Annotated in this window: 19 protein-coding genes; 2 read left to right on the forward strand and 17 right to left on the reverse strand. The window is 41.6% G+C overall.

Features of this window, described 5'->3' with window-relative positions; all coding sequences use genetic code 11:
• Positions 1 to 47: 47 nt before the first annotated feature.
• Positions 48 to 1,181, reverse strand: coding sequence for an aminotransferase class V-fold PLP-dependent enzyme (locus tag ACFQ1X_RS09670; protein WP_379082300.1), 1,134 nt, complete (start codon positions 1,179 to 1,181; stop codon positions 48 to 50).
• Between the two features lie 40 nt (positions 1,182 to 1,221).
• Here ACFQ1X_RS09670 and ACFQ1X_RS09675 point away from each other — a divergent pair, with 40 nt between their 5' ends.
• Positions 1,222 to 1,911, forward strand: coding sequence for a Crp/Fnr family transcriptional regulator (locus ACFQ1X_RS09675; protein WP_379082303.1), 690 nt, complete (start codon positions 1,222 to 1,224; stop codon positions 1,909 to 1,911).
• An 18-nt stretch (positions 1,912 to 1,929) separates the two neighbouring features.
• On the opposite strand, the gene ACFQ1X_RS09680 is transcribed toward ACFQ1X_RS09675, so the two are convergent.
• From ACFQ1X_RS09680 to ACFQ1X_RS09725, 10 genes are read right to left on the reverse strand one after another with little or no spacing between them, the layout of a single operon-like run.
• On the reverse strand, positions 1,930 to 2,409 hold the full coding sequence (locus ACFQ1X_RS09680; protein WP_379082306.1) for a DUF3830 family protein: 480 nt from the start codon (positions 2,407 to 2,409) through the stop codon (positions 1,930 to 1,932).
• A gap of 35 nt (positions 2,410 to 2,444) precedes the next feature.
• Positions 2,445 to 3,584, reverse strand: coding sequence for an NAD(P)/FAD-dependent oxidoreductase (locus ACFQ1X_RS09685; RefSeq protein WP_144839817.1), 1,140 nt, complete (start codon positions 3,582 to 3,584; stop codon positions 2,445 to 2,447).
• Positions 3,585 to 3,602: 18 nt separating this feature from the next.
• The gene (locus tag ACFQ1X_RS09690) at positions 3,603 to 4,775 is read right to left on the reverse strand and encodes a M24 family metallopeptidase (protein WP_144839815.1); all 1,173 of its coding nucleotides are present in this window, start codon (positions 4,773 to 4,775) and stop codon (positions 3,603 to 3,605) included.
• A gap of 13 nt (positions 4,776 to 4,788) precedes the next feature.
• The gene (locus ACFQ1X_RS09695) at positions 4,789 to 6,060 is read right to left on the reverse strand and encodes a M20/M25/M40 family metallo-hydrolase (RefSeq protein WP_144839813.1); all 1,272 of its coding nucleotides are present in this window, start codon (positions 6,058 to 6,060) and stop codon (positions 4,789 to 4,791) included.
• 8 nt (positions 6,061 to 6,068) lie between these two features.
• The gene (locus ACFQ1X_RS09700; RefSeq protein ID WP_144839811.1) at positions 6,069 to 7,277 is read right to left on the reverse strand and encodes a M24 family metallopeptidase; all 1,209 of its coding nucleotides are present in this window, start codon (positions 7,275 to 7,277) and stop codon (positions 6,069 to 6,071) included.
• A 12-nt stretch (positions 7,278 to 7,289) separates the two neighbouring features.
• The gene (locus tag ACFQ1X_RS09705) at positions 7,290 to 8,576 is read right to left on the reverse strand and encodes a M20/M25/M40 family metallo-hydrolase (RefSeq protein ID WP_379082310.1); all 1,287 of its coding nucleotides are present in this window, start codon (positions 8,574 to 8,576) and stop codon (positions 7,290 to 7,292) included.
• On the reverse strand, positions 8,560 to 9,630 hold the full coding sequence (locus ACFQ1X_RS09710; RefSeq protein ID WP_144839807.1) for an ABC transporter ATP-binding protein: 1,071 nt from the start codon (positions 9,628 to 9,630) through the stop codon (positions 8,560 to 8,562). The genes ACFQ1X_RS09705 and ACFQ1X_RS09710 overlap by 17 nt, the downstream gene beginning before the upstream one ends.
• Positions 9,608 to 10,633, reverse strand: coding sequence for an ABC transporter ATP-binding protein (locus ACFQ1X_RS09715; RefSeq protein ID WP_144839805.1), 1,026 nt, complete (start codon positions 10,631 to 10,633; stop codon positions 9,608 to 9,610). Before ACFQ1X_RS09715 ends, ACFQ1X_RS09710 begins: the two co-directional genes overlap by 23 nt.
• Positions 10,634 to 10,651: 18 nt before the next feature.
• A complete protein-coding gene (locus ACFQ1X_RS09720) occupies positions 10,652 to 11,572 on the reverse strand; it encodes an ABC transporter permease (RefSeq protein WP_144839803.1) in 921 nt (306 codons plus the stop codon).
• 19 nt (positions 11,573 to 11,591) lie between these two features.
• Positions 11,592 to 12,497 carry an ABC transporter permease gene (locus ACFQ1X_RS09725; RefSeq protein ID WP_144839801.1) on the reverse strand — a complete coding sequence of 302 codons (906 nt, stop codon included), beginning with the start codon at positions 12,495 to 12,497 and terminating at the stop codon, positions 11,592 to 11,594.
• Between the two features lie 335 nt (positions 12,498 to 12,832).
• Between ACFQ1X_RS09725 and ACFQ1X_RS09730 the strand changes: the two genes are divergently transcribed.
• A complete protein-coding gene (locus tag ACFQ1X_RS09730; RefSeq protein ID WP_144839799.1) occupies positions 12,833 to 14,464 on the forward strand; it encodes a glutathione ABC transporter substrate-binding protein in 1,632 nt (543 codons plus the stop codon).
• Positions 14,465 to 14,654: 190 nt separating this feature from the next.
• Here the strand turns inward: ACFQ1X_RS09730 and ACFQ1X_RS09735 are convergent, their stop codons facing one another.
• The 6 genes from ACFQ1X_RS09735 to ACFQ1X_RS09760 form a co-directional block, all read right to left on the reverse strand.
• Positions 14,655 to 15,404, reverse strand: coding sequence for an alpha/beta family hydrolase (locus ACFQ1X_RS09735; protein WP_144839797.1), 750 nt, complete (start codon positions 15,402 to 15,404; stop codon positions 14,655 to 14,657).
• A gap of 425 nt (positions 15,405 to 15,829) precedes the next feature.
• The gene (locus tag ACFQ1X_RS09740; protein WP_144839795.1) at positions 15,830 to 17,488 is read right to left on the reverse strand and encodes an FAD-dependent oxidoreductase; all 1,659 of its coding nucleotides are present in this window, start codon (positions 17,486 to 17,488) and stop codon (positions 15,830 to 15,832) included.
• Between the two features lie 19 nt (positions 17,489 to 17,507).
• Positions 17,508 to 18,689 carry an NAD(P)/FAD-dependent oxidoreductase gene (locus tag ACFQ1X_RS09745; protein ID WP_144839793.1) on the reverse strand — a complete coding sequence of 394 codons (1,182 nt, stop codon included), beginning with the start codon at positions 18,687 to 18,689 and terminating at the stop codon, positions 17,508 to 17,510.
• Complete coding sequence (locus ACFQ1X_RS09750) at positions 18,686 to 19,600, reverse strand: dihydrodipicolinate synthase family protein (protein ID WP_144839791.1); 915 nt, start codon at positions 19,598 to 19,600, stop codon at positions 18,686 to 18,688. The genes ACFQ1X_RS09745 and ACFQ1X_RS09750 overlap by 4 nt, the downstream gene beginning before the upstream one ends.
• Positions 19,601 to 19,620: 20 nt before the next feature.
• Positions 19,621 to 20,883, reverse strand: a complete 1,263-nt coding sequence (locus tag ACFQ1X_RS09755) for a M24 family metallopeptidase (protein WP_144839789.1) — start codon at positions 20,881 to 20,883, stop codon at positions 19,621 to 19,623.
• A 20-nt stretch (positions 20,884 to 20,903) separates the two neighbouring features.
• A complete protein-coding gene (locus ACFQ1X_RS09760) occupies positions 20,904 to 22,244 on the reverse strand; it encodes a Sapep family Mn(2+)-dependent dipeptidase (protein ID WP_379082319.1) in 1,341 nt (446 codons plus the stop codon).
• Positions 22,245 to 22,757 lie beyond the last annotated feature (513 nt).

Genomic DNA, 22,757 nt, shown 5'->3' on the forward strand with positions numbered 1-22,757 from the left:
GAATTTTTAGCGTTATCCAACACTCAAATATAGGGTTTCTGTTTGGCTCAGGTCCATTCTTTTAGATGATCTAAAGCTCGCTTAATATCCTGCTTTGTATTATATACATGTGGGGCTATTCGAATAATATCTTTACGGGCCGACACGACTATTCCTTCTTCTTTTAATTTTGTCTCCGCTTTATCAGCATGTTCAACGTAAATGGCAGTTGTTGCACCTTTTTCAGCGGAATTTCTTGGGCTGGCCACCTTCATGCCAAGCTGTTCTGCGTATTCTATTGTATAACTTGATAATTCCTGCAGGTAGGCTTGGATGTTATCAACACCGATATTAAGGATATATTTGAGAGCAGCTTCAGCTGCGTAAGCGTTTACAATGGGTGGGGTACCTGTATTGAATCGCCTGGTGGAGTCTGCGTAATCAGTTGATTTCAGGTCAAATGCAAAAGGATTTGATTGGCCAAACCATCCTGTAACGGCAGGGATCATTTCCGCTGAAATCTCTTTCTTAATGTAGAGGAATGTTATTCCTGGTATGCCCATCAAATATTTTTGCAGACCTGCCACTAATATATCCACCCCCATCTCTTTCACATTAATTGGAACTGACCCGGCCGACTGATAAGCATCTACGAGTAACAATGAATCATTTCGTTTAGCGATATCAGAAATCATTTTTATATCTTGTTTGAATCCATTGTAATAGCTAATGTGTGGAACACATGTAAGCTTTGTGTTTTCATTAATCGCCGCTTCATAATCCTCTTTCTTCATCATATGATTTTGATGGGGAATAAAGGTAACAGGCACACCTTGCTTGAGTTTTTTAGATAATGAGACTTGTCCGATGCAAGGAAAGTCAATTTCTGTTACACAGATACCTTCATCGTCTTTAAAATCCAGCGAATTCACAACTGATGATACAGCATCTGAAACAGATGAAAGAATCGCTACTTCTTCCGGGTCACAGGAAATGAGTTCAGCAAAATTTTTCCTGGCACCTTCGACGTGCTCAATCCACTCCCCCCATTCCATTCCGGACTCAATTAAGCTATACTTATAAGCATCTAATGCATCTATTACAGCTTGCGGCGGAGCACTTTGAGAACAACTCGATAGCATAATTTTATTTTGTAAAGTAGGAAAATCGCTTCTTTCCACTGGTAATTTCATCATTTTCATGTTCCACCTTCCTTTCATTATATTCACACGGAGTGATAAAATGAGTCATTCAGAGACAGCGTTTAGCTTTATAAACCCTTGGCTGGAAAATTTAAATTATGATTGGGAATCGCTTTATCAGGTTGGAATTCCAATTAGCTTCCTGAAAAACGAGACCATATTTAATCAGAATGACGAGGGAGACTACATATATATTGTGAGAAAGGGACGGGTCCGTCTTAGTCTGATTTCACAAAATGGTGAGGAAAAAGCACTCGCTATTATAGGTGTGAATGGTTTATTAGGTGAATGCAGCTTGAATAGCGAAATGAAATATGCAACGAATGCAATCAGCGCATCAAAATGCGATTTAGTGAAGGTAGAGCGTCAGGACTTCATAAACCATATACATTCACACCCTGAAACGTATGATCATCTTCTGAATTTGATTACAAAAAAGTATCAGCTGCTTTGTATGCAATCAATGGAGCTAAGCTATACGAAAGCATTTACTAGGGTATGCGCAACTTTCATTCATCTTGCAAAAGAGTATGGGCAGTCCGTTGAAGAAAAAGAAATCAAATTAACGATCTCTTTTACTCATCAGGAAATGGCGAACTTGCTTGGAATGACCCGTGTCACGATTGCCAATAATATCAAATGGCTGCTTAATGAGTCGTATATCCGAAAAGAAGGCAGACATTACATCATTAAAGATTTAGATGCTCTCATCGAATTAAGCTACTATTAATCCTGAAATTCAGCTGCTCTATTCACCTCTCCGAATAATCATGCGTTGTTGTCCTTCTGAATGAACCTTTTGGCCAATTGTTTGTAAACGTACGAGTTCTTCTGCAGAATGAACCTGCGCCATCAAGTGCCCAGGCAGCCATCCCATAGGAAAAAAGGTGCGCGCATCTCTTCCATAAAAGATGCCTATATCGAAAATGGGAACTGGTGCACCACCAAACGCATACTCAGGCATGAACGTAAACAATATATCTCCCGGCAACGGAAAGCAAGTTAGATTTTCGGGCTTGGGATTATAAAGTTCATCCTTTGCTTTCCCCTCTGGCGGGAGTTGGGCAGAGATTTCTTTCCCTGTATACATTGCGTGTTTCACAATAATTTCAACTGGTTCATCGATCACTTCCCAAAAAGCTCTACATGTATTCGGGGCTTTATCTGTCAATAAATCGAATTGGATGCTTTCATTGAAATCAGGAAATTCAATTACAAAGTAGTTCATTAACATCTCACCTTTCACTATTTTACAATTTTAATTTATACGACGCTTGGTTCGAATAACAAACGGTTTTCTTTGAATCGATTAAAATGCAATGGCTGAACATTGATTGATGGTTCATTCCCTGCAATCAGATCAGCTAGAGTCTCACCGATTGGTGGGGCCATCATAAAACCGTGACCACTCATTCCCACTGCCTGATAATAACCCTCTACCCCCTCAACGTCACCGATAATCGCCTGGTGATCAGGTGTACTGTCATATACGCCATCCGCATGAGATCGGAACTCCACTTGTTCAAGGGGCGGAAAAATCTCCATACCGATTTCTGCAACTTTCATTTGAAACTCAAACATTGATAATTTCTTATCACTCTCTCCGAGGTAGCTCATATATAGAACACCATCAGACAATTGTTTTGCAGCAAAACCTTTTTCAAATGAAATCAACAATGGTTCAATTAATCTTTTTTCAACACGGTTTGTATAAAGAATGCGGCGAGTCTCATAAGAAATCGGCAAATCGATACCTGCAGTGGCTGCTAAATCTTTCGCTCCCAATCCTGCAGCATTTACGACAAAATCAGCATGAATCTTTCCGCGTTTAGTCATTTCGACTCCAGTTACTCGATCGCCTTCCATCAAAATTTGCTTTACTTCGTCATTGATAATTGTCGTACCTCTTTTTTTGGCCGCTTCAGCAAAGCTCTGCGTCACATGATAAGCATCATCAACGAAGCCGTCTGTTTTGCAAAAAGAAGCGACTTTGAAAGCGCTTTGGTCAATTCCCGGTACAATTTTCGCTGCTTCTTCCGGTGTTAGAAATTCAGTTGGTATTCCAAGGCGATTTTGTAACTCTATATGTTTCTTATAGTTTTCAATTGCTTCATCTGAGTGAAACGTATACATGTAGCCAACACTTTTGTAGCCGATTGGCTCATCCGGCTCCAGGTGGTCATTAATATTCTCATAGAAATTGACCGCAGCTTTTGCCATTCGACAGTTGATTTCTGTTCCCCATTGCTGGCGAATACCACCAGGACAAATCCCCGTCACACCAGAAGCTACACCGCCTTTGTCCACGACCAGTAATTTTTCGTAGCCCAATCTACTTAAGTGGTAGGCAATCGATACTCCAATAATTCCTGCACCTACTATTATTCCATCATAACGTGTCATCTTGAAACCTCCTCTTATTTAATCGATCAGTATCAGTTCATTTTGACGTATGCTTAAATAGTCGATTCCATCGTCAGTCACGACCACATTCTCTTCGACAATAAAATGAATCCCTTCATCCCTCAAGAATACAGTCGGTTCAATCGTAAACACATTTCCTCTTTCTAACGGTTCATTTGGAGCGTTACCATAGCGTTCCCAACTAGGACCTAAAAGCGCTCCTCCATCATGAACAGCCTGACCAATCTGGTGTCCAGTTGCATGTTCTATTTCCGGATAACCATTTTTCACTAAGTGCTCTCTCGCAACTTGATCGATTTCATTGCCCGTGATGCCCGGCTTCATCTGTTTACCTGTCAGCGTAATTGCTTCGTGAATCGTATCAAACGTTTTTTGAATCTTTTCAGGTGCATACTTTTCTCCATCCTTTAGAAAATAAACGGTTCTCGCTATGTCTGAAACGTAACCTTCATAATCGACGCTGAAGTCAAAAATAACGAGATCTCCTTTCTCAACTTTGCGATCACTTGGTCCACGATGGGCAATATTATCTTTCATTACGATCGGCATCGACAAGGTCCGGTCAATTCCGTTTACTAACCCGCGTTCTTCCATAGCTTTAACGAAAAGCTGCCCCATCTCTTTTTCGGTCATACCAGCATGAATCTTGTGAAAAACCTCTTGATAAATATCATGAGTTATATTAATAGCCGTCTGAATCTTCTCTATTTCTGCTGCTGTTTTGATACTTCTCAGTTTATTTAGAAAAGGTGCTGCACTAACGTATTCCCCTTCAAAGACATCTTTTAATGTTGATTTCAGCCACAGCATTCGGCCAGCTGTGAGACCGTCCGCTAAGTGCTCGTATCTGGACTTATTCAGTGCAATTGTTTTCGGATTCCATTCACTGATAACCTTGGAAAGTTCCTCTGCCAAACCATTATTGTAGGTTAATACTTGATCGAACAGTTTGGACTCCCTTGCGTCCTGGGCATCGATCGAGCTTGTAATAGCGACTTTATTCCCCGATTTGTGAAAAAGGAATGCACCAGGTCCTACCGTTTTCACGCCTGTTACCAATGGCAAACAGGGATCACTTCCTTCGCTGGTGTAAATTATCCATGCATCAATTTTTTCTTCATTTAAATAGCGAATAGCCTGATTCATTTTTTCTTTCTGCGTTTCATACATGTTTCCACCTCTTTCATTCGCATATTTTTGCTACTGCTTTATCCATCCATTTCGATCCGAATTCGAACGAGTCTATTTCTATTCGCTCGTCTTTCTGGTGTACTCTCTTCAATACCTCTGTAAAATTAGTCAATGTTGGAGAGATCCCATAGATACTTGCTGCTGAATCAGCAACCCAGCGACCATCCGTTCTCCCAAGCGCAGTAAAAGGGACCCACTCTCCATAAAAACCAAGGTCTTCTGCTGTGGACTTGAAAATTTCAATAAGCAGATCATCTTGTGTGTTTTGATAACCTGGTTCAAACGATGTCAATTCCCACAAAACCTTCGGGTGACTGACAACGTGATTCAGCTGATCCCTTATTTGCCCTTCTGTCATCTGTGGCAAAACACGGATCTCCAGAGTCACTTCGCCTTTGGCAGGCAGTACATTTATGCTGCTGCTTCCAATTTCAAAGTCTGGAATTTTAATTGAAGGCTGTCCCATATAGTCAACAAATCTTTGTACCAAGTCTTGATGGTCGTTTGAATCTCGTTTCGACTCAAGCATGCCGTTCATTTTAGATTGGAAATCTACCAAATCCTGATTGACGTGAGCTGGTTTTATTGATGAAGCGATTTGACTGGTTGTTTCTAATAGTATGAGAATCAATGATTCATCCGGTGGTGCAGCTGCATGACCGCCTTCCATTTTTGCAGACAAGCGAACTGTTGCGACTCCTTTTTCGCTGTTTGCGTATAGCATGTAAGATGTTTCATTGTCCTGGTCTTCGATCAAAAAACCACCACCCTCACTGAAAACTGTTGCTTGTTCAAATAAATGGGGTTGTTCTTTAACCAGAAATTCCATTCCCTCGGTGCTTCCGTTTTCTTCATCTGATGTCACAATAAAATAGACATCCCTTGAGCGCTGTTTCTGTTTCGAAAGAAGGTAATATGCGTGGGCATGCATGGCCGTTAGCTGCTTGGTATCGAGTGTACCTCTGCCCCATATCGCATTTTCTGCTTCCATCCCGCTAAATGGCGGATAAGTCCATTCCTCTTCAGCCGCTGCCACTACATCTATATGTGAAAGTAAAATAAGCGGCGGTTTTTCTGAATCACCTGAGGTTCCAAGTAGTTTTGCCACCAGGTTCGGCCTCCTTTGGGGGCTTTCGAAAACCTGGTACTCAAGCCCGCACTCGTTCATCCAATTTTCCAGAACGTTAATTCCTGCCCATTCGCTCTGATCGTCATTTACGGTCTTAGCTTGAATTAATTGGATGAATAACTTTTTTGCTTCCATTATAGTACTCACCCCGCTCGTTCAGACCCGACCAATATAAGCTCAAGCTGTGGGCGACTCAGCAAGCGGGCACCTGAAGTCGTCATCACAAGGTTCTCCTCCACAAGTATGCACGGAAGGCCGTTATCCTGAATTACAGTCGGTTCAATCGCATATATTTCATCCATTTGAAGTTTCCCTTCTACTTGAGGGCGCTTTGGTGTACGCTGCGGTCCAAGAATCGTTCCCCCATCGTGAGTATCCCGCCCAACCTGATGGCCCACTGAGTGGCGAATGGTTGGATAGCCTCCCTCTTCGATGACTTTTCTTCCCACCGAATCGACTTCATACCCTTTCTGACCAATTTTCATAGAATTAATGGTCGTGTGAATCGCTTTCTTAGCCGTATCAAAAGCATGTTGGATATCGTGCGGTGCTTCATCTTCATCCGGCTTTAAGAAATAGACAGTGCGGGCGATATCAGAAACATAATTCTGGTATTTCAAACTAAAGTCAAAAATCACAATATCACCGGGAAGTATGACGAAATCAGCTGGTTTCCGGTGTGCAAGTCCGTTTCGAACACAACAGACCATGGGCGGATCGAATGCATTTCCAAGTCCATTGGATACACCGTTCTTTTTCATTTCTTCCACAAATAATTGTCCCATTTCAATCTCGGTCATACCCGGCCCGATTTTTGTAAAAACGGTCTCATATATTTCATCCGTAAGACGCACAGCTTCTTCAATTAATACAAGCTCTTTGTCTGATTTAATACTCCGAATTTGTTTCAATAACGGTTCACTGCTGATCATGACTGAATCAAGCTGCTCATGTCCTATAGTGTCCTGCAGCCACTCAAACAACCCGGCTGTTAAGCCGTCACACAAATGATCTGTTTCAGATATGTTCAGGGCGAGTTTTTTTATGCCCAGCGAATTAAATAACTGTTGGAAGTCAGACTCAATACTAGACTCATATTGAATTACTTCATCAAACAATCCAATGCTTTCATAGTTTCCAAAGTCACTTGCTGAAGTAAGAACTTTATGTTTGCCATCTGCCCGAATAAACACGGCAGCAAGGTGAACAGAGCGGATACTGATCAGCAGTGGGCAAGAAGGATCGGTCCCTTCCCGAGTTAAAATCAACCACGTATCAATACCGTCTTCAGTCATATATTGAGTTGCTTGTTTTAGTTTTTGTTTCGAGATTTCCGGATCTCCCAGTTGCATATCAGTCACTTCCTATACCAATTTTTTTAAGAGTTTGGTCATTTGTTTAAGGCCTAGTTCAAAAGAATGTATTGAAATGCGTTCATCAACGCCGTGCACGAGCTTGATTACTTCATCAAATGGCATATCTGTATCTACTGGACAATATCCCAAGACCTGTGCACCGAGAGGCGCGATATGTCTTCCATCACTGCTGCCGATCGATAAATATGGAACAATTCGGTGCGAGGGACAATCTTCCTGAAGCACTTTTTCTACTATCTCTAATTTTGTTTCTTCGATTTTAGATTCGTACCCTCCAGAGAATGAGAGAATCTCGCAAGAGCCGTTCAATCCCTCCATTACCGTTTCCAAATGTGATTCCAACACATCGTATGTAACCGCTGGCAGCATACGACAATCTATCATTACCTCATACCCGCCCTCCAGAACATCCAACTGCTTTCCTGCACGCAGCTGAGTGACTGAAAATGTCGTTTTCGTCATCGCACGCATCATTCGCTTCAGGGATTTCGGCATCTGAGTGTCAATAAATTTTCCTGGCTCAGAAGGTTCAAAAGCAGACTGTGAAACTTCTGCAATGATTTTGAACATTTGACTGACCGTTTCGGGTAAAAGTTCACTTTCCTTCATACGATCTAATCGTCTAAGTGCTTCTGTCATCTCAAAGAGTGCTTCATGATTTGGCATATATGGATTGGCAGATGGATAATTAGAAATTCGAATGCGGATCCGGGCAACGCCTTTTTGACCAAGCTCTACGAGATGAAAGACATTACCATTAATCACAATCGGGAATCCTCCTCCCTCGTTCAGGACGGGCATTCCTTGAAAAACATCCGGCTCCTCTTCAATGTAACGAAGCAGCCCTTCTTTACTCCCACGTTCTTCATCAGATGTCACCAGCATCTGTATTGGCCGATCAACGCCTGTACGTTTAAAATGAATGAGTGTGAAAAGGTGGATGATTGACAATTGTTTAGTATCGATTGTGCCACGTCCCCACATCCAGTCGTTGTGAATTTCTCCAGAGAACGGAGGATATGTCCACTCTTCTTTAACAGCAGGTACGACATCCACGTGTGACAACAAAATCAACTTTGGTGCATTTTTTTTATTTAGATAAATATCGAGATTTCCACGACCCGGTGCAGTTTCACGAAGTCTGGTAAAAAGCCCTTCTTTTTTTGCCGTCGACTCTAAAAACAGCAGTGCTTCCCATTCCGTATTTGGATAACTCGTGTCTATCGCAATGAGTTGCTGCAGTGCTTTCAGCGCTTCATCACTTAACTCTTTCATATGACGCATCCTCACTTTGCAGACTTTCAACTTTGACTAACTCCTGTTCTATTTTTAAATTATCAAAGCTGACTTCATTAATATAATGGCAAGCCGCCTGGTGTCCTTCTGCCATTTTGTCGACGGTTCTTAGCTGCGGTGTTTCTTCTTTGCAAAGGTCTGTTGCAAAAGGGCAACGGGTATGGAAGCGACATCCTTGTGGCGGATCGATTGGCGAAGGCACATCGCCCTTTAGTAGAATTCGCTTACTTTTCTTTTTCGGGTTTGGTACAGGGATGGCCGATAGCAACGCCTGAGTATAGGGATGCTTCGGATTTTCAAAAATCGAATCATTATCTCCGATTTCCACAATTTTCCCTAAATACATCACGATGATTCGATTAGAAATATGTCTCACTACGCCTAAATCATGTGATATAAACAAATACGTCAGACCCATTTCCCTCTGTAATTTTTTCAATAAATTTAACACCTGGGCTTGAATGGATACATCCAATGCCGATACTGCTTCATCACATACAATCAACTTAGGGTCAACCGACAGAGCACGTGCTATGCCGATACGTTGTCTTTGACCACCGGAGAATTCATGTGGGAATCGCTCTGCTTGATCTCGCTGCAACCCGACAAGATCTAACAATTCGTACATTCTCGCTTCACGGTCTTTCCGCTTAATATGCTTTTGAATATTCATCGATTCGTAAAGAATCTGCCGAACAGTTAATCGGGGATTCAAAGAAGCGTATGGATCTTGAAAAATTATCTGAATTTCTTTCCGTGTATCTTTCATTTCTCCCCGGTTCAGTGAGAGCAAGTCAACTCCGTCAAGCTCGATGGATCCTGCTGTCGGCTCATCCAGCCGGAGAATAGCACGGCCTGTCGTTGATTTTCCACAGCCTGATTCTCCAACAATCGAAACCGCTTCACCCCGATTAACAACGAAACTAATATCATCAACAGCCTTTACATTGTTGACTTGCGCTCCTAGAAACCCACCATAAATCGGGAAATATTGCTTTAACCCTTCGACTTTAAGTAATTGAGCTTGTCTCATAGACTTCCACTCCCTCTTTTCCGTCCCATTCATCCGAATAAATCCAACATCTAACCTCATGTCCATCCGGCAGGTCAATCAAGTCAGGTAATTTTTGATTGCAAAGTTCTGTCGCAAATGGACAACGTGGAGCAAACCTGCATCCTGGGGGCATATCAAATGGACTCGGAACCATCCCCTGAATTGGTGTCAATTCTTCCATTTTTATATCGTGTCGAGGCAGTGACTTCAAAAGTCCTGCAGTATAGGGATGTTTCGGCTCTTCAAACAAGGTCTCAACATCCGCGTATTCAACAACTTGTCCGGCGTACATTACCGCAACGTAATCACACGTCTCAGCTACAACACCAAGATCGTGTGTGATCAACATGACAGACATATTCATTTCTACTTGCGATTCTTTAATGAGTTCCAGAATCTGTGCTTGAATCGTTACATCCAATGCCGTTGTTGGCTCATCCGCAATTAATAAATCCGGATTACACGCAAGCGCAATAGCGATCATCACCCTCTGCCTCATCCCGCCCGATAATTCGAAAGGATACTGGGTCAGTCTCTTTTCAGGTGATGGGATTCCCACCATCTTCAATAAATCAAGCGCTCGCTTATTACTCTCTTTTTTAGTTAAATCTTCATGTATTTCTAAAGTTTCCCTAATTTGCTTCCCAATTGAGTGGACCGGGTTTAGCGATGTCATCGGCTCTTGAAAAATCATCGAGATTTGATTCCCTCTAATTTTTCGCATTTTAGAAATCTTCTGATCGAGTAAGTTTTCTCCTTTAAATAAAATTTCTCCCCCAACAATCTCACCTGGCTCATCCACTAAACGCAGCACACTCAGTGCAGTGATACTTTTTCCGGATCCGGATTCTCCTACGATCCCGAGTGTTTTGCCTTTTTGAACAACAAAAGAGACACCATCAACCGCTTTTACCACACTGCCTTTTCCGGTTGGAAAGTGCGTTCTCAGCTCTTTAATTTCTAAAATATTTTCATTGCCCATTTTGTTCCCTCTCTTTCCTTATTCCAAATCAATCCGCTTGTTCAATATCCGATATGAGATATCCACAAAGAAATTCACTAGCACGAACAACGTCGCTATGATGAGAATTGAAGCTTGAATCACTGGGAAATCCCTGGACGAAATACGATCTACTACAAGCCTTCCAAGCCCATTAATAGCAAATACAGTTTCTGTTAACACGGCGCCCCCAAGTAGATAACCGAATTGAAGGCCGATGACCGTGACGACAGGAATCAGTGCGTTTTGCAGTGCATGACGATAAATAACAAGGCGTTCCTTTACCCCTTTTGCTCTGGCTGTCCGAATGTAGTCTTGAGAGATAACCTCCAGCATACTTGATCGTGTCATCCGGGCAATAATCGCTGCTCCTGCTGTTCCTAAAGCAATGACTGGAAGTATAACTTGTTCAGGACTCCCCCATCCGGATGCCGGCAGCCAACGAAGTTCGACTGCAAACCACTGCATCAACATTAACCCCAGCCAAAAGTTCGGCATTGACAGACCGAATAATGCAACCAACATTATGCCGACATCAGCAAAAGAATAACGTTTCATCGCTGAAATTACCCCAGCAATAATCCCGAGAAATATGCTCAGTATTGTGCTATACACTGCGAGCTCGACTGTGACCCAAAATCTGGACGAAATTTCATCTCCGACTGGAATCCCGGATCTCCATGATGTTCCAAAATCAAATCGCATAGCATCCCATAAAAAGTTTGCATATTGCATGTATAAAGGGTCATTAAGCCCGAGACGGTTTGCTACATTGTTAATCGTTTCCCTGTCTGCCCCTTCTCCTGCCAAGATTGCGGCCGGGTTACCTGGAGTAATATGTAACATTAAAAATATGAGTAATGTGACTCCCAAAAGTACTGGAATCAACTGAAGCAATCGGCGTATTACAAATTTAAACATTCCAACACATCCCTCTTGATTATTTCGATTTCGGATCTAATGCATCTCTAACTCCGTCTCCAAATAAATTAAACGCGAGCACGGCGATTACAATAGCAAGTCCAGGGACCAAAGCAATATACCCTGAATCATGCATATAACCTCTTCCTTCATTCAGCATGGCTCCCCACTCTGGAGAAGGCGGTTGAGCCCCAAGCCCCAGGAATGATAATCCACTCGCCGTCAAAATAGCTGTCGCAATCGATAAAGTCGCTTGAACAATTAATGGCGATAGAACGTTTGGAAGGATATTTATAAAAATCAAACGAAAATCACTTGCTCCGAGTGCTCGGGATGCGTCTACATATTCAAGCCTTTTTGTCACGAGTGTGGAACCACGGACAATTCTTGCAAATGCTGGAATCGAATTGATCGCTACCGCAAATACTACGTTGATAATACTTGGACCTAGAATGCTGACAATCGCAAGCGCTAACAGGATTCCTGGAAAAGCAAGCAGGACATCCATAATCCGCATGATTACCGCATCAATCTTTCCACCGTAAAAACCTGATACAATTCCGATTGCAACTCCCGCGACTCCTCCTAATACAACGGATAGAAAACCGACCAATAATGTGATTTGTGCGCCATAGATAATGCGTGAGAATATATCCCGGCCGTTATGGTCAGTCCCCAACCAAAATTCTGCACTCGGTGGCTGAAGGCGCACAGTGTAATCCACATCATTGATCCCATGGCTCAAAAAATATGGACCGATTGCTGCCACTATCATTAAAAAGATAATGAGGTAACCGCCGACTAAGGCAGCCTTATTTCGTTTCAGTTTACGGTAAAAATCCCTTAAGCTCCTAAGCCGTGGGTTTGATTTCAGAGTTACATAAGGTGCGTCTGATTTCACTACTTCTTCATGAGAATTGGCCATGTGAATTCCTCCATTACTTCTAAATTGATTTGTTTGAATTTTCCTAATTATTATTCAAAATATTATCATTAGTATTTAACGCAAACTATATAATTTTTTACAAAGTCACATAAAGATTTAACGCTGCTCATTCTTTCTATAAGAACGGAATATAGTTTTACCCAATAATATTCACCATGATTTTATAAAAGGAATCGAAAAGACATTTTTCACTTTGTAAAATTTTTTATAGTTTTATATGTATATCTCCCTTATATTTTATAATAATCTCGCAATATTCTAACAATTTATAACAGATTGTTGCGACGGTTAAAAAAATATTGGGGGTATAATTTATGAGCTTGAGAAAAATTTTATGGTTAATGATGCTAGTGCTAGTGCTTGGACTACTGCTAGTTGCCTGTGCAGGAGAAGGTGGTACGGATACCAATGCAAACCAGAGTGATGAAGGGGATGACGATGTGTCATCTGAAGATGTAGAAGCTAGTGGAAGCAGTGATCAGAATTTAATCATTGCAGTTCCTGCTGAGTTGTCTTCATTATCAGCCCATGGTTCAAATGACGTTCCTTCAGGCAATGTCCGTGCCAATATTTATGAAACGTTGATAACACTTGACGCTGACGGAAATCCTCAGCCGAATCTTGCAACAGAGTGGAGTCAAGTAGATGACACGACATGGGAATTTATGATTCGTGAAGGTGTTACCTTCCATGATGGATCGGAACTGAATGCTGAAGTGGTTAAAGCCAACTTTGACCGGCTTATGGATCCAGATATCGGTTCACAAGGCGCTTCAATTGTCAGCGCAATTGAAAGCGTAGAAGTAACAGGGGATTACACAGTTCAAGTCAAGCTGCAATTCGCATTTGCACCGATCTTGAACCACTTGGCACACAACAATACAGCACTAATGTCTTCGGAAGTTATCCAGGCGGATGCCGAAGGAGTAGAATCAGGTGATGAAGTGGATCAATACATTAACTCAAATCCGATAGGTACTGGTCCATTTATGTTCGAAGCATATACGCCAGGCGACCAGATCACACTTATGCGCAACGAAGATTATTGGAATGAAGCTCCAGATTTAGAATCAATTACATTTAGAACAATTCCAGAAACAGGAACTCGCCTTGCAGAGCTCGAAACAGGTGCAGTTCATATTGTAGATGCAATTGAGGCGGATAACATTAACCGTGTAGAAGAGATTGAAAACGCATCGGTACTTCAACAAAGTTCAACCTCCCTGAACTTTATCGCCTACAACACTCAAGTGGAGCCATTAAATGATGAGCGTGTACGCCGTGCGATTTCAATGGCAATTGATAAATCACAAATTATCGATGGTATCTATGGCGGTACAAGCATTCCAGCAACAGGGCCAATTCCTCCAGGAGTATTAGGATACGATGATAGTATTGAAGGTTTGGATTTTGATGTTGAAGGAGCGAAAGCATTGCTTGAAGAAGCTGGCTATGGCGACGGATTCGAAATCAGCCTGAAAACAAATAGTGACAATTCACAACGTATGAATATGGCAACGTATGTAGAGAGTGCACTCTCAAGTTTAAATATCACTGTTAAGATCGAAGCAATGGAATTTGGTGCATTCATTGAAGATGCAGCAAGCGGACAGACAGAAATGTTCATTCTTGGCTGGTCAACTCCGACAATGGATGGAGATTATTCAACTTATCAACTCTTCCATTCAGACAACCACGGAATGGCCGGAAACATGACTTTCTTCGATGATGCTGAAGTCGATGAAATTCTGGATGAAGCTCGTAGAGAGGGCGACTTGGATACGCGCGTACAGCTTTACTCTGAAGCTTCTGAAATGTTAATCCAGAAATCCCCTATGATGTTTGTAAATCACACTGAATTCTTGCTTGGCGTGAATGATTCCGTACAAGGGTTCAGCGTTTCAGGTAACGGTTACTACCTTTTCGGCGATACTTCAATTGAATAGTACACCATAAAAAACTCGCACCAGCTTCATTGCTGGTGCGAGTTTTTTATATTGAGGAGTTTACTTTCCAATAATTGAAGATATTTTCAGTTCAGCTATTCGTTTCCGCCTCATCGATAGGATCTTTCTTTCTCCAGTGCCTATATCAAATACAATCCTCTATTCAATAGAGTTCATAAATTTTCATGATTCACCTTGAGGAGGAAGGATTATTTTCTAACCAATCAACAATTAAATCTATGATGATTTCTTGTTGTTCACTAACTGTTATCTGAGCCTCATTGTCGCCGGACTGACTGCCATATACGCCAAAATAAGCGTGGTTCCCGCCAGGAATTTCAATGAAATCTGTTGTTTCTGGTAAGTTCGAGCTGTTTTCGATAATTTTTTCAGGAGTACTTAATCCATCTTCTGAACCGCTTATGGATAAAACGGGTAAGTTGGATTCACTTAAATAATCATTGCTTGCTGCGTATGCCCCAAGCAATATTAGCCCGTTTATGCTATCTAAATGTTGATCTGCATACATAGCTGCTGCTGCGCCTCCCATTGAATGGCCAGACACATACCACTCGAGACTGTCATCCTTCTCTATTATTTCATCCGCTTTTGAAACATCTAGAATTGATAAATTTAATCTGACTGAAGGGATAGCAACTGTGATATTTTGCTTTGATAATTCTTGTGCTAAATAGGCATATGCTTCAGGATCGACTTTTGCGCCAGGATAGAGGATCAAACCTTTATCTGCATTTTCTGCTCTATAGATATACCACCCATCTTCGGATTTTATAACTTCCTCTATTTCTATTTGATCAGCATCTATCGCTTCAAATGTATTTTGAGACCAAATAAAAAAGATAGAGAAGCTCAGAATGACTACTAAACCTAAAGTGACAAACGAGATAAACATGGTTTTTTTGTTCAGAATTTTTTTCATGATTATTACCGAACTATTCAAAATCCAATCAAGTAGAAAGATATAGACAATCCACTAAATAAAATTATGAATAATTTCCCTTTCTGGATTTTTTTGAAAATATTAATTTAATTCTTATTGAATTAATGCTTCATACAACTTAAGTATAAACATTAGAGGAATGCCATTAGTTTTAGAAGTAATAAAGAAAATTAAAGTGAAAATCGACAACAGACTTACGAATTAAATATTACCTAAAACTAAAAGGGCAGAAGTTTTTATAATATGGAGGAAAAATTCAAAGACCAGTAACCTCTGCATTAAGGTTACTGGTCTTTAAAATCCTATGCAAAATAAAGCTTGAAATTGATGCAAATTATCTCTTAAAGTGACAGTTTAAGTGACAACCTTCACTTTAAACGTATCCCAAACAGATTCCAGGGAAGTTACAAATTGCGGATCGCGATTGCCTTAGCAGGCGATTGACCGTTAAATGTATCGGTCAGAGGCGGCTCACTGAGAGTTCCACAGGCTACTCGATACAGACTTTCTTCACAATACTTTCCTTGACACAACCCCATACCGCACCTGGTTTGAAGTTTGATTGAATTCAAGTCGGTTGGTGGCGAAGGCTGCATTAAGGTGTTATGGATGTCTTGAACGGTAACGTTTTCACATTTGCATAAGACCAGATTTTCTTCAAACGTTTGAAAATCGGTTAATCTCCATGCTTCAAGTTCCACCTCAGCAAGAACTTCCGCAAAGCGATTCCATTTTTCCATAGCCTTCTTCAAACTTTGCTTTTCAATTCCTTGATCAGTGCCACCCAAATTTCGCCCGACAAGTCTCCCTTCCGCCTCCGAGCGCTCAGCTCCACCTACTCTAATTAATTCTCCAGCAGCAAAAATCCCTTGAATTGAGGTTTCATTCTGTTCATTGATAACGACTTTCCTTGTTCCATGAGCCGTACGTTCAATGTGACACCCTGCTTGCTTTGCCAAGTCCAGCACAGGAGTGAAGCCGTAACACATCCCAACGACTTCACAAGGGATGGTGCGTATGAGCGGGACTGCTGCTTTCGACTGTTTAATCGTCACCGCCCTCACTTTTTCTTCACCAGCTATTTCGGTCGGCATTGCATTAAACCAGATCGGCACTTGATTTTTACGCAAAATTTGAATAGCATTCTTTAATTCGTTCAATTTTGCACGGTGATGACGCATCGTACCAGCATGTTTACTCATTTTTAACAAGGTTTTAAGCGACTGGGCAATTGCGATTCCTTTGACTTCGACACCCGATTCACATAGTAATTTTCCAACTATAAGAATAAACGGATGGCTGCCTGTTAATACAACCGACTGACCTGCTGCATAGTTTTGTGTCTTTAATTGCACTTGAATGCCACCGGCACTCATTACTCCCGGAAGCGTCCAGCCTCTTACAGGATGGATCCGGTCATAGGCACCGGTCGCCAGTAGAATCTTTTTCGCACGGATTGGTGAATGATTTTCGAGAAATACACGAAAAAACGCTCGCGATTTCGGATCTGCCGTAATTTGATCCGAAGCAGTATAAGATTGTATGGACCAAACAGCATGACCAAATAAGCGATCAATTGTTACCAGTTGATCGACTGTCAAAATTAATTGATGAGGAGGTTGACGTCCGGCAAATGGCTGCTTGTAAATTTGCCCTCCTGCTCTCAATTGTTCATCGATCAGCAGCACATCTTTTTCAGATTTAGCCAACTCATCGGCTGCACCCATTCCCGCAGGTCCTGCTCCGATGATAGCGACGTCATAAATATGGTCGTTCTCCGATAATATTTCACGCTCGGACTCTTTCCAATCCAACGCTTCAGCATGAAGTGTCCTTATTTCCATGCCCTCAGTTGCCTGCACCATACATCCTCTAACATTACCTTGTCCTGAAACGTGTAAACTGCACTCATAGCAAACCCCCATGTGACACATAGGTGCCCGGCGGTGATTCTGTTCAGTGAGACGATAATTTTCAATCCCTTTTACATGAGAAACTGCAGTTGCCACTGACCAGCCCGCAGGAACTTGATGTTTTTCCCCATCAATATTTATATGGATCATTTACTTCACACTTTCTTCACTACCTCATGAAAAGATTAAGGTGTGCAAGTTTTTGAGGTGAAAACGCGCGCATATCAAATTCTGTCTTGTTTTCAGTAATCAAATCGGACAAAATTTTTGCATAAAGCGGACCGAATGTAAAACCAGATCCTCCAACTGCCAAGTAAACATTCTCTCTTTCAGCCAATTCCCCTAACAATGGCAGTTGATCGTGAGTAATTCCCGTTACTCCGGTCCATGAACGAATAAGGCGGAGATCGTTGAGTGCCGGCACCACAGAAGCGGCAAGTTTAACATTTTCGATCACGAGCCTTGGATCTACAATAGGTGGTATGTCATAACGCACTTTACCAGCTGTTTTTTGAAAATAACTTTGCCAGCCGCCTCCGATTAATATATTTCCATCTCGAACTTGTTTCATCGTTAACCGTTGCCCAACATGTTGCACCATATGAGTTAGAAAGGGGGCCGCTTGTTCCGTGACATTCATTAAAAGAGGAACAGGGTAAACAGGAAGATGAATCCCAAGCATTCGGCCGACCTCCGCAGTCCATGCACCAGAAGCGACTACCAGATTCTCTGCAATGATGACTTCGTCCGCATTCAACTGAACATGCCATTTGCCGTTGTATTTTTCAATCGATTGAATAAGGGTGTTAATGTGAACTTTTGCACCGTTTTCAATTGCACGTCTGGCAAATGCCGGTGTTACTTCACGAGGGTTGGCATGGCCTTCATCTGGACAATAAGCAGCACCGACCACTGATTTTGATAAATATGGTGCAAGTCTGAGTGTTTCAGATTTTGAGAGAAGTTCTGTATTTAAGTCAAGCCGCTTTTCCAGGTCGAATTTTTTCTTTAGAAGCTGCCATTCTTCTGTGGTTTCAGCAACCATTAACCCGCCATGCTGCACCACTTCCAAATCCATTTGCAGCTCGGTTTCCAACTCCCGCCAAACAAGCTCGGATGCTTTGGAGAACGGAATTAATTGGGACAGTTCGTTCTGAAGCTGATCCCAAAACGCTATCATCCGATACTCCAACTGGAAGTGGAGACTTCCCGCATTTTGACCAGAAGACTGGCGATTTAATTGTCCTCGTTCGACTAAAGTAACGTCATGGCCTTTCTTTGAAAGATAGTAAGTTGTCGCAGCTCCGACAAGACCGCCGCCAATCACAAGAGTTTCGGTATGTGAATTCATTTCAAAGCCTCATTCAATACACTCTTCACCTTTTCCTCTTCGTCAGGTGTAAGGTCGATCAATGGCTGGCGCACATGGCCGCCCGGCAACCCCTGCAGATTCAGTGCAGTTTTAAGAATCGCTTGCTGTGAACCGAATTTCACAGAAAAATCCGGGTTAAAAAACTGTTTGAATAACAATTGATCCTTTTTCCCACATTCGAGAGCTTTTTCCTCTTCACCTGCCCACAGATATTCAAAAAATTGTGGGTGTATCCGCCCTAACACTGCACCAGCGCCCATGAGACCATCCGCTTGATGATGCTTCAGCAAACTTATGCCGAGTGCATTCATCGGTGCGCCAAAATAACGCACATCTTGGCCAACCTCTAACAGCATTTGAATGAAGTTTGCCATATCAGTTGTAGAGTTTTTAACGGCCACAACATGTTCGATAGTTGCAAGGCGCTTCATCAATGCTGGCGATATATCAACCTGCGTTCCTCTCGGCCAGTTATAAACGCATATGGGCAAGCTTACAGACTGACTGATTTGTTGATAATGCTGAAATAATTCCTCATCATTCGGTACCATGTATGGCGGTGGTGCAATTAACACACCGTCCAAATCTGCTTCTTTCGCCCATTGTGCAAATCTTGAAGCTTGTTTTGCCGTATAGCCAGTGCACCCTGCAATGACTGGAATTCTGTTATCAATCGTTTTTCCGACAAATGCAAAAACTTCACGGACCTCTTCGTCGGTTAAGCTAAACCACTCACCTGTCGTTCCATTGATGACAATACCGTGCATCCCCTCGTCTACCAACCAATTCAACAGCTTTTTATAGGCATTCCAATCAATGCGTTGTTGCTCATCAAATGGTAATGTAATTGCAGGAATATAACCTTTCCAACTTATTGACATTTTATTCATTTTAAACCTCCACTCACAGACTATCGAATTAAATAGAAGTCCTCCTGCATTGGTGCCAGATAGATTGACTCATTTTCATAAACCGCAATGGGCTGCTCTAAGAATGCATACGTTTCGTGTCCCCATTCAGGAATGTAGTCTTTCACGTTAAACTCCAACGCGTATGCGGACTGGTTCACAACTCTAAATTCCCCCTTATGAGGAATCCTTTCCTGGCGATCAAACATTCCAATCGTCGGACCTGCTTCGTGACAATGTACACCAATTGGATGAGAGTAGAGCATCACTTGCAGTTTTTTTTCTCTCGCTCTCTCTATACTTTTTTCGAAAATATCATTACCTGACCGTCCCGTCTTGAATTCTTTCATAACCATATTTGCAAACATTTTTCCTTTTGCTAATAAAGCCTTTAATCCTTCTGGGGCATCTGATTGATTTGGCTTCAAAACATAGCCCAGTTGCTGCATATCAGTAGAGAGTCCCAAATAAGTTATTCCAAAATCACTATGCACAATGTCACCCGGCTGAATCGTAGTATTGTTCAAGCGGTCCATCTCTTCTCCTTGTCGTTGAACATCGATTGTTGGATAAAACGAGGTTTCAAGACCCAATTCGAGTACGCGCTGCCGCATCCAGGCGACGACATCTTCACACTTCGTAACACCTGGTGTGATTACTTCATTCGATAAAGCAGTGCGAGTGATCTGTTGGGTCAAATCCGTCAAAAACGGCAGAACCCTCATCTCTTTCTCGCTGCGCTTTAAAAACCAATGGACAACTGCTGCTTCTGAGCTGCAAAGGCGAGAAATATATTGTTTACTCAATGTTTCAGTCAGTTTGCGTAAAAGAGAACTGGATAAACCATCTGCCACGGGAATATCGTCTGATTGATTGATTCCAATCGACTGGGGATCAAGACGATCAATCAACTCCTTTAGACACTCCCACTCTGTTTCTTTTTTTCGATCCCAAATACATGTGTAATAACTTTCAATGGACGGAATCGGCAGGCCAATCCAATACCGGGTCAATTTATCGTCTAAATAATAAACAATTATGCCGATTCGCCGTGTTTCATCATGTTTCGATGGAGTCAGCGTCTTCGTCAGCGGATCTTCGTTATATTCACGGCTTATCGTAATCCAACAATCCAGCTCGGCCTTTATCATCGCCTCTTTAATGATTTTTTCCAATCTATCCGCTAACCACTCATCCTGAACTTGTTCTCTCGAAGCTAAAGGCAAGATTGCCGCTTGATGGTTTGGTTGAAATGAATGTTGCATTTGATCACTCCTCTAAAATTTTATGGTGTAATATTCTCATTTGCTAATTGTTCAATCGCTATTTCGTAAACATGAAGCCATTCTTCCATCACGGACAATTTGACATGCTCGTTTACTGCATGTGCGTTCAATGGCTCAGTAGGAAAAAGTGCACCAAATGCGACGACTCTGTCCGGGTAAGCTCTTGCGTATGTGCCACCTGAAATTGCCATCGGCTCATCGTCACGGTTTGTCGTGTCCCGATAAATTTTAGTCATAGATTTAATAAAAGGTTTCTCGGGATCAAAATAAATCGGCGCTTTAGAATCAATTGTTTTAGTCTCAAATCCTTGTGCTTTCAAAGCCTCTATCACTTTGGCTTCCATCTCCTCAGCATCTGCTGATGAAGGATAGCGGATATTCAATGTAAATTTCAGGATGCCTTGATCGAATCTTAATTTCGTCGCTTGCATCGTCAAAGCACCTGAATGTTCATCCATTGTTTCAATGCCCAGTGCCATGCCAGATTCATCTGCCAATAAAGTAATGGCATGTTGAATCTTTTTAATCATTTCGGGTTCATTAAGGCAAACTGCAACCTCTTTTAGAAGGCGGAAAATAACACGGTCATCTTCGTTCTGTTTTTTTATCGAAAAACTATGTTCCCAATTACCTTTTTCAGTTTGGCTCACACTTGCACCCCCGGCTGGTTCTTTCCTCATCACTAGTGAGCCACTCGCTTGGCTTGGTTCAACATTTTGTGCTTTGCCCGAGTATAATTCTAACCGGCCTGCTTGCTCAGAAAGAGCCATCGTCACTTCCTTTACCAAAATGCCTTTCTCGCTGTATGTCACAGGAAAATAGCCATCTGGCGTAAAGCCGATAGTAGGAGGCTTTTCCATTTTTTTATATGTAGCGATGCAATCCATCCCGCTCTCTTCGTCACCACCGATCACAATTCGAACTCGTCTCTTTGGTTGAAAATTCTTTTGTTGTAGGGCAGCAAGCGCATATAAAACAGCAAGCGCCGGACCTTTATCATCTAATGTTCCTCTGCCATACAAGCTCCCTTCATATTCGGTTGCTGTAAATGGAGGGAATCTCCAGTTCTCTGCATCTTCTGCTGGCACTACGTCAATATGGACGAAAATAGCCACTTCTTCTTCTCCACTTCCAAACTCCACTACACCAACTTTGTGATCGATCTCAAAAGTGTTCAAACCTAGATCCTGTGCTCGGCTCAAGTAGTAATCCAGCGCTTTTTTTACCTCCTCACCATAAGGAGCAAAGTCTTTTGCTGGTCCCTTCACACTTGGGATGGCAATTAACGACTTTAAATCCTCTAAATATGCAGCAAATTGAACTTTGTTTATTGCTTCCAAATTTAAATACACCTCCAAATTTATATACTTCTCCACATATATAATATAGCTTCACATAAATTTAATTTTCGGAATATAAAAAATTTAACGGTTTTAAAATTTATTTTATATTTTTCAGATTGCTATTTGAAATCAAGAAGCTGTTTTCCCTACAAAATTCTTTGTAAATAGCATGAAATATAACTGATCATCTACTGAATATTTATAGGCTTCGCTTCTTTCTTCGATTATAAAATAAATACTTTATGACAATGAGTAAAGAGAAGGAGATGCATTTTTAAAATAAGTATTTACATAATAGTAGGTGTCCGCCGATTAATTGGAAAATTTAATTTTTCTCATCTAGATTGCTTGATGTATTGTTGAATGAATTGATGCTGCAGCCACTATTAAAATCGTAAAAAAATAAGGGCTGATGTTAGTGCACATGCACTAACATCAGCCCTTTTAAAACTACTTATGGTACGGTTCTCCGTATTATGTCTAAATGAGGTTTTTGATATAAAAAAGAGA

Origin of the sequence: Metaplanococcus flavidus (genome assembly GCF_042675885.1) — a bacterium.
Taxonomy (GTDB): domain Bacteria; phylum Bacillota; class Bacilli; order Bacillales_A; family Planococcaceae; genus Planococcus; species Planococcus flavidus.

Coding starts and splice junctions, on each gene's coding strand:
- ACFQ1X_RS09750 (WP_144839791.1), bottom strand. CDS start 19,600: ATGAATAAAATGTCAATAAGTTGGAAAGGTTATATTCCTGCAATTACA.
- ACFQ1X_RS09745 (WP_144839793.1), bottom strand. CDS start 18,689: ATGAATTCACATACCGAAACTCTTGTGATTGGCGGCGGTCTTGTCGGA.
- ACFQ1X_RS09690 (WP_144839815.1), bottom strand. CDS start 4,775: ATGTATGAAACGCAGAAAGAAAAAATGAATCAGGCTATTCGCTATTTA.
- ACFQ1X_RS09710 (WP_144839807.1), bottom strand. CDS start 9,630: ATGAGACAAGCTCAATTACTTAAAGTCGAAGGGTTAAAGCAATATTTC.
- ACFQ1X_RS09700 (WP_144839811.1), bottom strand. CDS start 7,277: ATGCAACTGGGAGATCCGGAAATCTCGAAACAAAAACTAAAACAAGCA.
- ACFQ1X_RS09705 (WP_379082310.1), bottom strand. CDS start 8,576: ATGAAAGAGTTAAGTGATGAAGCGCTGAAAGCACTGCAGCAACTCATT.
- ACFQ1X_RS09720 (WP_144839803.1), bottom strand. CDS start 11,572: ATGTTTAAATTTGTAATACGCCGATTGCTTCAGTTGATTCCAGTACTT.
- ACFQ1X_RS09675 (WP_379082303.1), top strand. CDS start 1,222: ATGAGTCATTCAGAGACAGCGTTTAGCTTTATAAACCCTTGGCTGGAA.
- ACFQ1X_RS09725 (WP_144839801.1), bottom strand. CDS start 12,497: ATGGCCAATTCTCATGAAGAAGTAGTGAAATCAGACGCACCTTATGTA.
- ACFQ1X_RS09730 (WP_144839799.1), top strand. CDS start 12,833: ATGAGCTTGAGAAAAATTTTATGGTTAATGATGCTAGTGCTAGTGCTT.
- ACFQ1X_RS09685 (WP_144839817.1), bottom strand. CDS start 3,584: ATGACACGTTATGATGGAATAATAGTAGGTGCAGGAATTATTGGAGTA.
- ACFQ1X_RS09740 (WP_144839795.1), bottom strand. CDS start 17,488: ATGATCCATATAAATATTGATGGGGAAAAACATCAAGTTCCTGCGGGC.
- ACFQ1X_RS09715 (WP_144839805.1), bottom strand. CDS start 10,633: ATGGGCAATGAAAATATTTTAGAAATTAAAGAGCTGAGAACGCACTTT.
- ACFQ1X_RS09735 (WP_144839797.1), bottom strand. CDS start 15,404: ATGAAAAAAATTCTGAACAAAAAAACCATGTTTATCTCGTTTGTCACT.
- ACFQ1X_RS09680 (WP_379082306.1), bottom strand. CDS start 2,409: ATGAACTACTTTGTAATTGAATTTCCTGATTTCAATGAAAGCATCCAA.
- ACFQ1X_RS09670 (WP_379082300.1), bottom strand. CDS start 1,181: ATGAAAATGATGAAATTACCAGTGGAAAGAAGCGATTTTCCTACTTTA.
- ACFQ1X_RS09755 (WP_144839789.1), bottom strand. CDS start 20,883: ATGCAACATTCATTTCAACCAAACCATCAAGCGGCAATCTTGCCTTTA.
- ACFQ1X_RS09695 (WP_144839813.1), bottom strand. CDS start 6,060: ATGGAAGCAAAAAAGTTATTCATCCAATTAATTCAAGCTAAGACCGTA.